Genomic DNA, 13,232 nt, shown 5'->3' with positions numbered 1-13,232 from the left:
ATTACCCAAAATGACTGATTTGCTCGATTTCACTATCAGGGACCTTATCGCCGGTTACCGCGCGAAAACCCTCTCCCCGCACGAATACTGGCTGGCGGTCGAAGCTCGCATCGAGGCCTTCGAACCGCATGTGGCAGCGCTTTACGCCTACGATCCGCAAGGCGCGCGCGAACAGGCGAGAGCCTCCACCGAACGCTGGCTGCGGGATGAACCGCTCGGCCCCCTCGACGGCATCCCCGTCTCGCTGAAGGAGCTGATCGCCACCAAGGGACAGCCGGTTCCACTCGGCACCGCCGCTGTCGAGCTCCTCCCCGCCGAGGAAGACGCCCCGATTGCCGCGCGCATGAAGGAAGACGGCGCGGTGATCTTCGCCAAGACCACCTGCCCCGACTACGGCATGCTCTCCTCCGGCCTGTCTAGCTTTCATCCGCTCTCGCGCAACCCCTGGGACCTGACGCAGAACCCCGGCGGATCGAGCGCGGGCGCGGCTGCGGCCGGTGCGGCGGGTTACGGCCCCTTGCATATCGGCACGGATATCGGCGGATCGGTGCGGCTGCCCGCCGGCTGGACCGGCCTCTTCGGCTTCAAGCCCAGCCACGGGCGCATTCCGGTCGATCCCTATTATGTCGGCCGTTGCGCTGGCCCGATGACGCGATGCGTCGACGATGCGGCCTTTTCGATGGCAACGCTTTCGCGCCCCGACTGGCGCGACGGCACCAGCCTGCCGCCCAATGATTTCGACTGGATGGACCACGATATCGACGTGCGCGGCATGAAGATCGGCGTGATGCTGGATGCCGGCTGCGGCCTTGCGGCCGAGACCGAAATTCGCGACGCGGTGCTCGCCGCGGCGAAGCGCTTCGAGGACGCAGGCGCGACCGTCTTCGAGGTCGAACCGGTCCTGACGCGCCAGATGCTCGACGGTCTCGACAATTTCTGGCGGGCCAAGTTCTGGGGCGATATCCGCAACCTCAGCGCCGAACGTCGAGCCAAGATCCTGCCCTATATCTACCAGTGGGCCGAAAAGGGGGCGGATGTCTCCGGCGTCGAGGCGGTGCAGGGCTTCGGCCAGACCATCGAGATGCGCAAGACCTGCGGCAGGCTCTTCACCACCGTCGATGCGGTGTTATCGCCGACCAATCCGATCGTCTCCTATCCGGCGGACTGGGCCTCTCCCACCAACGATCCGGAAAAGCCCTTCGAGCATATCGCCTTCACCGTTCCATGGAACATGTCGGAACAGCCGGCAGCCTCGATCAACTGCGGCTTCTCCCGGAACGGCATGCCCATTGGCCTGCAGATCGTCGGCCCACGCTTCGACGACATGCGCGTGTTGAAACTGTCGAAGCTGTTCGAAACCTGGACCGGCGGCGTGACCAACTGGCCGAAGCCGCCGTTGGCCTGAACCGGCTCAGGCCTTGATCCGCTCCATGCCAGGATCGAACATCGGCCCGAGATGGATTTCGGCGGGGACCTTTTCCATCGCGACGACGAGTTCGTAGGAACCGCTCGTCAGGTAATCGTCGCTGACACCCCCGGCATTGCGGACATAGCCGTAGCCGATCGCCTTGCCGAGGGTGTAGCCATAGCCGCCGCTGGTGAGATAGCCGACCGGTTCGCCGTTGCGCAGGATCGTCTCGCGACCGAGCAAAACGACATTCGGCCCGGCGGTGAACCCCATCAGCCGCTTCTTCAGCGGTTGGCCGGCAACGGCCTGAAGCGCGGAACGGCCGAGGAAATCGGCGCTACGCTTGAGCTTGACGGCAAAGCCGAGCCCCGCTTCCAACGGCGTATCGTTCGGCGTGATATCCGAGCCCCAGGCGCGATAGCCCTTTTCCAGCCTGAGCGATTCCAGCGCCCGATAGCCGACCGGCTTGACGCCGAACGACTTGCCCGCCGTCATCAGGGCATCGAAGACCTCGCCGATTGCTCCGATAGGCACATGCAGTTCCCAGCCAAGTTCGCCGACATAGGTGATGCGCAGGGCCCGCACGGTACTCCCGGCAATGGTGATTTCCCGCGCATGGCCGAAGGGGAATGCGGCGTTGGAGACATCCGCGTCCGTCACGGCGGCCAGCACGTCCCGCGCCTTCGGCCCCATCAGCGACAGCGTGCCCCAATCCTCGGTGACATCGGCCATTTCTACCTTCGCACCGGCCGGAACATGGTCGGCAAGCCAGGCGAAGTCGTGGGTTCTGAAGCCGGTGCCCGTGACGATGTAGAACCTGTCCTCGCCCAGGCGTGCGACCGTCAGGTCCGCCTCGATGCCGCCGCGTGTATTGAGAAGCTGAGTATAAGTCAGGCGACCGACCGGTTTTGTGACGTCGTTAGCGCAGATGTGGTCCAGGACTTTCAAGGCATCGGGGCCGGTCACCTCGTATTTGGCGAAGGAGGACTGGTCGAAGATGCCGACAGCCTCGCGCACATGGGCATGCTCGGCGCCGACCGCATCGAACCAGTTCTGCCGGCCCATCGAATAGACGTCACGGCCCTCGGTACCCGCAGGCGCAAACCAGTTCGGCCGCTCCCAGCCCAGCTTCGATCCGAACACCGCCCCATGGGCCTTCAGTCGTTCATAAAGCGGCGAGGTGAGCCTCGGCCGGCCGCTTTCATATTCCTCATGCGGGAAGGCGACGGTGTAATGCTTGCCATAGGCCTCCAGCGTGCGGTCGAGCACCCATTGGCGATCACGATGCATGCCGGAGAACCGGCGGATATCGACCACCCAGAGATCGAGCGGCGCTTCGCCGTCCACCACCCACTGCGCCAGCACCCAGCCCGCGCCGCCGCCGGAAGCGATACCGAAGGCATTGAAGCCCGCGCCGACGAACATGTTGCTGCATTCCGGCGCGATGCCGAGAATGAAGTTGCCGTCCGGGGTGAAGCTCTCGGGACCGTTGATCATCTGCTTGACGCCGGCCTTTTCCAGCGCCGGAATGCGCTCGATGGCCTGTACCATGTGCTGCTCGAAATGATCGAAATCGTCGTCGAATAGACGGAAGGCCCACTCATCCGGCACGTCGCCGGTCGTCCAGGGTTGAGGATTGGGCTCGTAGCCGCCCATGACCAGTCCGCCGACCTCCTCCTTGAAATAGGTGCGCCGATCCGGATCGCGGATCGTCGGCGCATCGGTGGCAAGCCCGTCGATCTTCTCGGTGATGATATACTGGTGCTTGACCGGCTGCAGCGGCACGTTGATGCCCGCCATGGCGCCGACCTGCCTTGCCCACTGTCCCGCACAGTTCACCACCTTTTCGCAGGCGATATCGCCAAGCGTGGTCTTCACCGCGACGATGCGGCCGTCCTTCATGTCGAAGCCCGTTACCCGGACGTTCTCGACGATCTTCGCGCCATGCATGCGCGCACCCTTCGCCAGCGACTGGGTGATGTCGGAGGGGCTGGCCTGCCCGTCCGTCGGCAGCCAGCTTGCGCCGACGAGATCGTCGATATTCATCAGCGGCCACATCCGCTTGACCTCTTCGGGCGAGACGAGATGCATCTCCATGCCGAAACTGCCGGCGGTCGTTGCGAGCCGGCGGAATTCCGTCCAGCGGTCCTGATTGGTCGCAAGCCGCAGGCAGCCGGTCATCTTCCAGCCGGTCGCAAGCCCGGTCTCGGCCTCCAGACCCTTGTAGAGCTCGACCGAATATTTCAGCACGCGGGTAATCGAGGCCGACGACCGCAATTGCCCGACGAGACCCGCCGCGTGCCAGGTGGAGCCGGAGGTCAGAGTGCCCTGCTCCAGCAGCACCACATCCGCCTTGTGGTCGCGAGCCAAGTGATAGGCAGTGGAGCAGCCGATGATGCCGCCGCCGATGACGACGATCTGCGCATGGGAAGGAAGATTGGTCATGAAAAGGTCTTTCCGTAAAGGCTACGATAATGGTCGAGGGAAGCGGCAAGCCGCTCAAGATTCTCTTCTGTGTAGGCGACATAATCCGCGCCCGGCGCTGACAGATGAAGCTCCGACACCATGCTCCACATCGCCTCGCGCAGCAGCGACGCACATTGCATGGCGGCGAACGAACGGCGGATCTCGGGATCGGGCGTTGTCCTGAGATAGGCGGCGAGAAATTCCTCCGACTGATCGGCAGAAAGCCCGGCATTGGAGGTTGCGCCGGCCAGATCGAACATCGCCGTCGAGAAGCCGGCATATTCGTAATCGATCAGCCACAGGCGCTCGCCGTCATCCATGATGTTGGCCGGCAGAAGATCGTTGTGGCCAAAGACGATCGGCAGCGGCGATTGCGCTTTTTCGAGTTCGTCGGCGATCGCCAGATAGCCTGGCAGTTCAGCCGTCATGCGGCTCTTGCCCTTTTCCAGCGTGTAGGCGTAATCGCGAATGACGTGGAACGGCCAAAACAGGAAGGCCGCCCCTCGCACGAAGCGTGGCATGGTCTCATGAAAGGACCTGAGCATCCGGGCAACGCGCTCCCGCTCGGCAATCACGTCTTCGGCGTTAAACGTCTTGCCGTGGATGAGCCCGGTCACCATCACGCCCGGCTCGGCATAATGGATATCGGGACCGAAGCCAGCGGCCTGCGCGGCTTGCGCAGTCATCAGTTCACGATCCCTGTATACGTGATGAAACGGGTAGTCGCTACCGAACCGCACGACGTGCGGGCCACGGGCGTCCCGCACCACATAGCTCTCATTGCTGATACCGCCCTTTAACCGCGAAATCTCAAGGATGCCGTTCCAGCATGACAGGGCTCGGATGCGGTCTTCCGTTGCTTTCGGGATGAGGAATTCAGATGCCGCAGCCCCGCTCATCGCGACGCCCTGCCCGAAAACAGGCAGGGGACTTGGGATGACAGTGGTACGGGCAGAGGGACAAGCATGCAGTTTCCTCCCGGTCGAACGCATGAAATCTATCAGGCCGATCCCTGTACGCCGTTCCCGCGTTGTTTTTGTCGTGAGGCGCGACAGGCATCAACGGCAATCTCACGTAACACACGGCAACATGTCAATGAGGGTTATGTGACTTTTTGTGTTTTTATGCCCGCTTTTGTGTCTTTACATTTTCAAGTGGGCAAAGCATCGCTAATCATGAGGAACGGCGATGGGATGGTGCCATGAACGAACCGAAGCGCCACAGGGAGATCCTGCGGTTTCTGCAGCAGGATGGAACGCTTTCGATTTCCGACCTCGCCCGAAGACTGCGCGTTTCGCTCGAAACCATAAGGCGTGACATAAAGCCGCTCGCCGAAAGCGGAGCAGTCGTGCGTATGCACGGGGCGATTGCGCTGCCGACGTCCGTCGGGGAAGCGCCTTTTGAAAAGCGAATGCGGGAAAATGCATCCGCGAAAAAGGCGATCGCCCAAGCCATCGCGGCGACGATCCGCGATGGCGATTCCATTATGCTCGACACCGGCACGACGACGAGCTTTCTCGCCCGCGAGTTGCTGGGCCATCGCCGCCTGACCGTGGTGACGAACTCCTCGGACATTGCCCGCACGCTGGCCACCGTCAACGACAACAAGGTCTACATGGCCGGCGGCGAACTGCGTAGCGACAATGCCGCCGCGTTCGGCGTTTCCGCGATCGAATTCGTCAGCCGTTTCAATGTCACCCACGCTATCATCTCCGCCGGGGCCGTGGATGCGGCAAGCGGCATCATGGATTACGACCTCGAAGAGGCAGAATTTGCCCGAACCGTGCTTTCCCGCGGCAAACGGACGCTGGTCGTGACGGATCACACCAAGTTCGGCCGCCAGGGGCTGGTCAAGGTTTGCGACTTTGCGGATATCGGCGAACTCGCGACGGACAGAGCGCCGCCGCTCGATATTTCCGAGGCACTCTCCGCAGCAGGCGTTTCCCTCTTTCTCGCCAGGAACCAGAATTCAATCTAGACGAAGTTTCCAGTTTCCTGGAGAGTGTCACCCGGACGCTATTGCATCTGCGAAATCCATGTTGTTTTAATCAAATGATTAGACGTGGCGCGTACCTCTCTACGAAAGAGGAAAACGCATTTCGACACGGGGGCTACCGGTGAAACTTCCCAAACTGAACGGCATCATTCTGGCAATCGTGGTGGCGGCTGCCGCAGGCGGTGGCTATTACGTGTGGCAGTCGATTGCTTCTTCCGAACTTCCGGCAGGCATCGCGAGCGGCAACGGCCGCATCGAAGCCGTTGAGGTCGATGTGGCTGCCAAGTTTGCCGGCCGTATCAGCGAGATCTTCGTGGACGAAGGCGACTTCGTCAAAGCCGGCGACAAGATCGCCCAGATCGACACACGGGAACTTGACACCCAGCTCAAGCAGGCCGAGGCTCAGTCACGCCGCGCCGACATTGGAATCGAAACCGCCAATGCGCAGGTCGTCCAGCGCAATGCGGAAAAGCGTGCCGCCGAAGCAGCGATCGCCCAGCGCAAGGTTCAGCTAGAAAGCGCCATGAACCAGCAGGCCCGCGCCGAACAGCTGGCAAAGTCGAGCACCATTTCCACCCAACAGCTCGAAGACGCACGCTTTGCCGTCGAAGGCGCCCGCGCCGCGGTTGCCGCCGCCGAGGCGGAATCCGCCGCCGCCGATGCCGGCATCAGCTCGGCCAATGCGCAGGTCGTCGACGCCAAGGCCGCAGCCGATGCCGCGAAAGCCGCCATCGACACCATCCAGACGCAGATTGAGGACAGCCTGTTGACGGCTCCCCGCGACGGTCGCGTGCAGTTCCGCGTCGCTCAGCCTGGCGAAATCGTTGCCGGCGGCGGTCGCGTGGTCAACCTCGTCGATCTCGGCGACGTCTACATGAGCTTCTTCCTGCCGACGGATTCCGCCGGCCGGCTGGCCATCGGCTCAGAGGTTCGCCTGAAGCTCGACGCCTTGCCTGACGCTCTGATCCCGGCCACGGTTTCCTATGTCGCCAGCGTCGCGCAATTCACCCCGAAATCGGTTGAAACGGCAGTCGAGCGCGAAAAGCTGATGTTCAGGGTCAAGGCCAAGATCAAGCCTGAGCTGCTGCAGAAATACATCCAGCTCGTAAAGACCGGCGTGCCCGGCGTGGCCTATGTCCGCGTCGATGCCAATACGCCCTGGCCGGCCGATCTGGAGGGCAAGCTCGTCCAATGAGCTCCGATCTTCCATCGGTGAGTGCGTCGTCCCCCGTCGCCAGCCTGCGCAATGTTTCTTTGAGCTACGGCAAGACGAAGGCGCTCGATTCCATCACACTCGACATTCCCGGTGACGGACTGGTGGGCCTCGTCGGTCCCGACGGTGTCGGCAAGTCCAGCCTGCTTGCGCTGATCGCCGGCGCTCGCGCCATTCAGGGCGGTGAGGTGGAGGTGCTGGGCGGCAGCATGGCCGATGCAGGACACCGGGCGAGAACCTGCCCGCGCATCGCCTACATGCCGCAGGGGCTGGGCAAGAACCTCTATCCGACGCTCTCGGTTTTCGAGAACATAGACTTCTTCGGCCAGCTCTTCGGGCATAGCCGCAAGGAACGTGAACGCCGCATTGCCGAACTGCTGGAAAGCACGGGCCTTGCACCCTTTGCAGACCGCCCCGCCGGCAAGCTTTCGGGCGGCATGAAGCAGAAGCTCAGCCTTTGCTGCTCGCTGATCCACGATCCGGATCTTCTGATCCTCGACGAGCCGACGACCGGCGTCGACCCTCTGTCGCGCCGGCAATTCTGGGAGCTGATCGACCGCATCCGCGCTGGCCGGCCGGGCATGGGCGTCATCGTCGCCACCGCCTACATGGAGGAAGCCGCCCGCTTCGACTGGCTCGTCGCCATGGACGAAGGCCGGCTGCTTGCAACCGGCTCACCGCATGAACTTCTGGAGCGCACCGGCACGTCGAACGTGGACGACGCCTTCATCGCGCTCCTGCCGGAAGACAAGCGCAGCGGTCACGGCGCTCTGGTCATCCCGCCCAGGGACCCCACCATGGATGGCGAAATTGCCATCGAGGCGGAGCATCTTTCGATGCGGTTCGGCGATTTCACCGCCGTCAACGACGTCAGCTTCCGGATCGAGCGCGGGGAAATCTTCGGCTTCCTCGGATCGAACGGCTGCGGCAAGACCACCACGATGAAGATGCTGACCGGACTTCTGCAGGCATCGGAAGGGACGGCAAAACTCTTCGGCAAAGAGCTTGAAAGCTCCGACCTCGCGGCCCGCCAGCGCATCGGCTACATGAGCCAGGCCTTCTCGCTCTATACCGAGCTGACAGTGCGCCAGAACCTCGAACTGCATGCCAAGCTGTTCGAGCTTCCATCGGACAGGATCGAGCCCCGCATTCGCGAAATGGCCGAGCGCTTCGACCTGACCGACATCATGGACACGCTGCCGGAGGCACTGCCGCTCGGCATCCGCCAGCGCCTGTCGCTTGCCGTCGCCATGGTGCATGCGCCGGAAATCCTGATCCTCGACGAGCCCACCTCGGGCGTAGACCCCATCGCGCGTGACAATTTCTGGCAGATTCTTGCCGACCTCTCCCGTAAGGACGGGGTGACGATCTTCGTCTCCACCCATTTCATGAATGAGGCGGAACGCTGCGACCGCATCTCGCTGATGCATGCCGGCACGGTACTGATCAGCGACAAGCCATCGGAAATCGTCGGCAAACGGGGGGCGGCAACGCTTGAGGAGGCTTTTATCGCCTATCTCGAGGATGCCATTGCAAAGGCCGGCAGCGCCGAGGCACCTGCGGCAGTGGAAACCTCGCCGCCGACTGTCGAGGCCCCGGCGCCATCCGCTACCGTCCGCAAGAGTTCCCGCTTCTTCGATTTCATGCGCATGCTCAGCTATTCGCGCCGCGAAATGCTGGAACTGCAGCGCGATCCGATCCGCGGGACCCTCGCCGTCTTCGGCAGCGTCATCCTGATGTTCGTCATCGGCTATGGCATCAATCTGGATGTCGACGATCTGAGCTTCGCGGTTCTCGACCATGACCGCACCACGATCAGCGACGACTATATCCAGCAGTTTTCCGGCTCTCGCTATTTCATCGAGAAGCCACCGATCACCGACTATGCCGATCTCGACCAGCGCATGCGCAGCGGCGAGATCAGCCTCGCGATCGAGATACCGCCGAATTTCGGCCGAGACGCCCTGCGAGGCGCCACACCGCAAATCGGGGCGTGGATCGATGGCGCGATGCCAACGCGGGCCGAGACCCTCAGTGGCTACGTTCAGGGGGTACACGCCCACTGGCTCACCGAGAAAATTCGAGAAGCCTATGGCGATGCCGCCGCAACCGGCAACTATTCGCTGGAAACGCGCTACCGCTACAATCCGGACGTCAAAAGCCTCGTCGCCATGGCGCCCGCTGTCATTCCGCTGCTGCTGTTGATCATACCGGCCATTCTCGCCGCGCTGAGCGTGGTGCGTGAAAAGGAACTCGGCTCGATCATCAACTTCTACGTCACGCCGACGACCCGGCTTGAATTCCTGCTCGGCAAGCAATTGCCCTACATTGCGCTGGCGATGATGAACTTCCTGCTGCTGACCGCCTTCGCGATCGTGGTATTCCGAGTTCCCTTCACCGGCAGTTTCGGAGCCTTCGCGCTCGCGGCCCTGCTCTATGTGACCTGCACCACGGCACTGGGCATACTGATTTCGACCTTCGTGTCGAGCCAGATCGCCGCTCTGTTGGGCACCGCGTTGCTGACGCTGATCCCGGCGGTACAGTATGGCGGCATCATCGATCCCGTTTCCTCGCTGAAGGGTGCCGGGCAGATCATCGGCACCTACTATCCGACTACCCATTTCGTCACGGTCGCGCGCGGCGCCTTCTCCAAGGCGCTCGGCCTTGCCGACGTGCAGAAGGAAGTCCTCTATCTCCTCGTCTCCATTCCGGTGCTTATCGGGCTCACGACGATTTTCCTCAAGAAGCAGGAGAAGTAGCCCATGCGCATCCGCCATGTCGGCAATCTGGTTCTGAAGGAACTGCGCGGTCTGATGCAGGACCGCATGCTCTTCGCCTTCATCCTCTATTCGTTCACACTGTCGATCTATACCGAGGCGCGCGCCCTGCCACAGGTCCTCAACATGGCGGCGATCGCCATCGTCGACGAGGATCGCTCGCAGCTTTCGACACGCCTTGTGGACGCATTTTACCCGCCGTATTTCACCAAGCCCGAACTCATCACCGCTGCGGAAATGGACAAGCGGATGGACTCCGGACAGGCAACCTTCGCCCTCAATATTCCGGTCAACTTCCAGCAGGAGGTCCTCGCGGGACGAACTCCAGCCCTGCAGCTCAACATCGATGCAACCCGCATGACCCAGGCCTTTACCGGCGCGGGCTACATTCAGAACATCGTCGACAGCGAGATCAGCGAGTTCGTCAACCGTTATCGCAGCACACCCGCTGTGCCGGTTGATCTGGCGCTTCGGGCGCGATTCAACCCCCAGCTGGACAACACCTGGTTCGGCGCGATCAACAACATCATCATGAACATCACGATGCTGTCGATCATCCTGACCGGCGCCGCCCTCATCCGCGAGCGCGAACACGGAACGATCGAGCACCTGCTGGTCATGCCGGTCACGGCATTGGAAATTATGGTGAGCAAGGTGCTTGCCATGAGCCTTGTTGTATTAATCGCGTCGACATTCTCGCTGATCGTCGTGGCCCATTATCTACTGGGTGTGCCACTCCAGGGCTCCGTCCCGCTGTTCGTGGCCGCCACGGCGCTCCAGCTCTTCGCGGCAACCTCCCTCGGCATCTTCCTCGCAACCGTCGCCGGCTCCATGCCTCAGTTCGGATTGCTACTGATGTTGATCCTCTTGCCGCTGCAGGTGCTTTCCGGCGGCATGACCCCGCGCGAAAGCATGCCGGAGATCATTCAGGTCATCATGTCCTTCGCTCCGAACACCCATTTCATCTCGATGGCGCAGTCGATTCTGTTCCGGGGGGCTGGAATGGACGTTGTCTGGTCGCAGTTCCTGTGGCTTGCGGCAATCGGAACCGTGCTCTTCTCCTTTGCGCTCGGCCGCTTCCGGGCATTCCTGCGCTAGAGCGTTTCCAGCCAAAGCGTGATCGCTTCGGCGTCGGACAATGCGGTGGAAACAAAAAGATAGAGCATTTTTGGCGATCCCGTGTGCGCCGGAAACCGCTCTAGACATCGGCCCGCATTCCCTCATCAGGCTTGCGGGTAAACCGCTCTCGGAAAAGTCACGACCACGAGCAATCCCCGGTTGTTTCGACCCCGCGCAAGCTGGAATGTGCCGCCGAAAAGCCGGGCGATTTCCTCGACGATTGCAAGGCCGAGGCCAAGCCCCTCGCCGCGTTCCCCGCGAACGAAACGCTGTTTCAGGCTTTCCATGCGCGAGGCCGGTATACCCGGCCCATCGTCCTCGACCTCCAGCCGAACGCAATCGTCGCGCTGGCTCACGCGTACCGTGACCTCCGCATTGAAGCCGGCATAGGCGATGGCGTTTCCGATCAGGTTGCCGAGAAGCTCTCCGACCAGAAGAGGCTCGGCCGCCACCCATGCACTTCCCTCCCCCTCGAAACCGAGATCGACGGAAGCTTTCGCCGCGGAAGGCACCTTGTCGGCGGTGATCTGGCGGACGAGCGCCACGAGGTCGATAGGCTCCGGCATCTGCCGCGCTTCCGGCTCCACGGAATCGATCTTGGCCATCAGCAGCAATTGCGCCAGAACGCGCTCGGCATGCACCACCGCCTTGTCGCCCTCTTTTGCCGCCGCGCGAGCCTCTTCGAGAGTCGTCGCTCTCTGGGCAAGTTCAAGCTGGGTGCGCACGATGGCAAGCGGCGTTCGAAGCTGGTGGCTGGCATTGCCGGTGAAGTTACGCATTGCCGCCAGCGCCGAGGCGAGCCGCGTCATGAAGGAATTGACGGTATCGACCAGCCCTTGCACCTCGCTCGGTACAGACTGCTCGATCGGATGCAGGTCATCCGGGCTTCTCTCCGAGATCGCATCGCTGAGCCGATAGAGCGGCCTCAGCGAGAAGGTAACGGCAATCCACACGATCGCTGCGGCAACGGCGATCATCAGACCCAGACGCGCCGCCGAGTTGATCAGGATCGAACGGGCAAGCTGACGGCGGGCAATGGTAGTTTCGGCAACGGTTACGGAAAACGGAACCGAGTTGATGCCGGTCGAGGCGGAGCGTTGCAGCACGGCGATGCGGATCTGTTCGCCGCGGAAGATCGCATCCGTGTAGAAGGCCGGTTGCCCCCTAAGATCGGCGAAGGTCGGCAGATTCTGGTAGCCGGTGATGAACTCGCCCGGAGGTCCGTCGACGCGGTAGAATACCCGGTCCTGCGCGGCGGACGTCAGCATTTCCAGAGCGACATAGGGAATGTCGACCTGCAACTCGCCATCCTCGGATACGATCACCCGCTCGGCAATCGCCATGGCGGACCCTGCGAGTACCCGGTCGGACACCGCATCCGCAGTACGCACGGCATCCCGATAGGTATCGATCAGTGCGAGAATACCCATGACGAGCGTCGCGAGAAGCAGCCATCCGAGCAATTGACGCCGAAGCGAATAGACCGACACCGTCATGCCGGTTCCGTCGGCCTGTCGAGGTAATAGCCGATGCCGCGCGCGGTCTTGACGGTCAGACCGTAAGGGGCCAGCCTTCGGCGCAATCGGCTGACATATTGCTCGATGGCATTGGCGCTCAGGTCATCGTCGAAAGCGGCGAGCGACTGCATGATCGCCTCCTTGGAGACCACCTTGCCGGCGCGAAGGAAAAGCAGCTCCAGCAGGCCAAGCTCTCGAGCCGGCAGGTCTATCGGCGTGCCATCCGCCGAAAAGCTTCGGGAATTCAAATCAAGTGAAACCTTGCCGTAGTGAACGGCCGAAGAACGCAAGCCTGCCTGCCGCCTCAGAAGAACCCGGACACGCGCTTCCAGTTCGCTGACGTCGAACGGCTTGCTCATGTAGTCGTCGGCACCGAGATCGAGGCCGCGCACGCGATCTTCCGTCGCCCCGCGTGCGGTCAGGATCAGCACTGCCGCCTTGCTCTGGCGGGCACGCATGCCCTTCAGCACATCGAGCCCGCCCATGTCGGGAAGGTTGAGATCGAGGATGACGAGATCGAAGTTTTCCGTGGCGGTCACCGCCTCGGCGGAGACCCCGTCGCACACGACATCGACAGCATAGCCGCTGCCGCGCAGGAGCGCGGACAGGCCGTCGGCGAGCGCCGTGTTGTCTTCCACCAGCAGAATGCGCAATACGGACCTCCTCCATGCGCGTTGAACACTCAAACTACAGAGCCGGGCGGCACTTGTGAACGCCCCTCCGCTTCTGCAATATG

The 13,232-nt window shown here is 62.1% G+C and carries 9 protein-coding genes; 5 read left to right on the top strand and 4 right to left on the bottom strand.

Annotated elements, in window-relative coordinates:
* The first annotated feature begins 10 nt into the window (after positions 1–10).
* The gene (locus tag H4I99_RS07160) at positions 11–1,405 is read left to right on the top strand and encodes an amidase (RefSeq protein WP_163901286.1); all 1,395 of its coding nucleotides are present in this window, start codon (positions 11–13) and stop codon (positions 1,403–1,405) included.
* Between the two features lie 6 nt (positions 1,406–1,411).
* Here H4I99_RS07160 and H4I99_RS07155 read toward each other — a convergent pair whose 3' ends face one another.
* Together H4I99_RS07155 and H4I99_RS07150 are read right to left on the bottom strand one after the other, a co-directional pair.
* Positions 1,412–3,853, bottom strand: coding sequence for a GcvT family protein (locus H4I99_RS07155; protein ID WP_163901288.1), 2,442 nt, complete (start codon positions 3,851–3,853; stop codon positions 1,412–1,414).
* The gene (locus tag H4I99_RS07150; RefSeq protein WP_163901290.1) at positions 3,850–4,773 is read right to left on the bottom strand and encodes a phosphotransferase family protein; all 924 of its coding nucleotides are present in this window, start codon (positions 4,771–4,773) and stop codon (positions 3,850–3,852) included. The genes H4I99_RS07155 and H4I99_RS07150 overlap by 4 nt, the downstream gene beginning before the upstream one ends.
* A gap of 302 nt (positions 4,774–5,075) precedes the next feature.
* Between H4I99_RS07150 and H4I99_RS07145 the strand changes: the two genes are divergently transcribed.
* The 4 genes from H4I99_RS07145 to H4I99_RS07130 all read left to right on the top strand — a co-directional run bounded on the left by H4I99_RS07145 (position 5,076) and on the right by H4I99_RS07130 (position 10,958).
* Positions 5,076–5,852 carry a DeoR/GlpR family DNA-binding transcription regulator gene (locus H4I99_RS07145; protein WP_163901292.1) on the top strand — a complete coding sequence of 259 codons (777 nt, stop codon included), beginning with the start codon at positions 5,076–5,078 and terminating at the stop codon, positions 5,850–5,852.
* A gap of 139 nt (positions 5,853–5,991) precedes the next feature.
* Positions 5,992–7,065, top strand: a complete 1,074-nt coding sequence (locus H4I99_RS07140; protein WP_246225629.1) for an HlyD family secretion protein — start codon at positions 5,992–5,994, stop codon at positions 7,063–7,065.
* A complete protein-coding gene (gene rbbA / locus H4I99_RS07135; protein WP_163901294.1) occupies positions 7,062–9,842 on the top strand; it encodes a ribosome-associated ATPase/putative transporter RbbA in 2,781 nt (926 codons plus the stop codon). The genes H4I99_RS07140 and rbbA overlap by 4 nt, the downstream gene beginning before the upstream one ends.
* 3 nt (positions 9,843–9,845) lie before the next feature.
* Complete coding sequence (locus H4I99_RS07130) at positions 9,846–10,958, top strand: ABC transporter permease (protein WP_164490839.1); 1,113 nt, start codon at positions 9,846–9,848, stop codon at positions 10,956–10,958.
* Positions 10,959–11,083: 125 nt separating this feature from the next.
* On the opposite strand, the gene H4I99_RS07125 is transcribed toward H4I99_RS07130, so the two are convergent.
* On the bottom strand, positions 11,084–12,475 hold the full coding sequence (locus H4I99_RS07125; RefSeq protein ID WP_163901296.1) for a sensor histidine kinase: 1,392 nt from the start codon (positions 12,473–12,475) through the stop codon (positions 11,084–11,086).
* Positions 12,472–13,149: a response regulator gene (locus tag H4I99_RS07120; protein ID WP_163901298.1), complete on the bottom strand. Its 678-nt coding sequence runs from the start codon at positions 13,147–13,149 to the stop codon at positions 12,472–12,474. The genes H4I99_RS07125 and H4I99_RS07120 overlap by 4 nt, the downstream gene beginning before the upstream one ends.
* Positions 13,150–13,232: the final 83 nt, after the last annotated feature.

Origin of the sequence: Paenirhizobium daejeonense (assembly GCF_014280875.1) — a bacterium.
GTDB lineage: Bacteria > Pseudomonadota > Alphaproteobacteria > Rhizobiales > Rhizobiaceae > Allorhizobium > Allorhizobium daejeonense.
The sequence above is the reverse complement of the archived record's forward strand: the minus strand, read 5'-3'. Positions and strand labels throughout refer to the sequence as shown.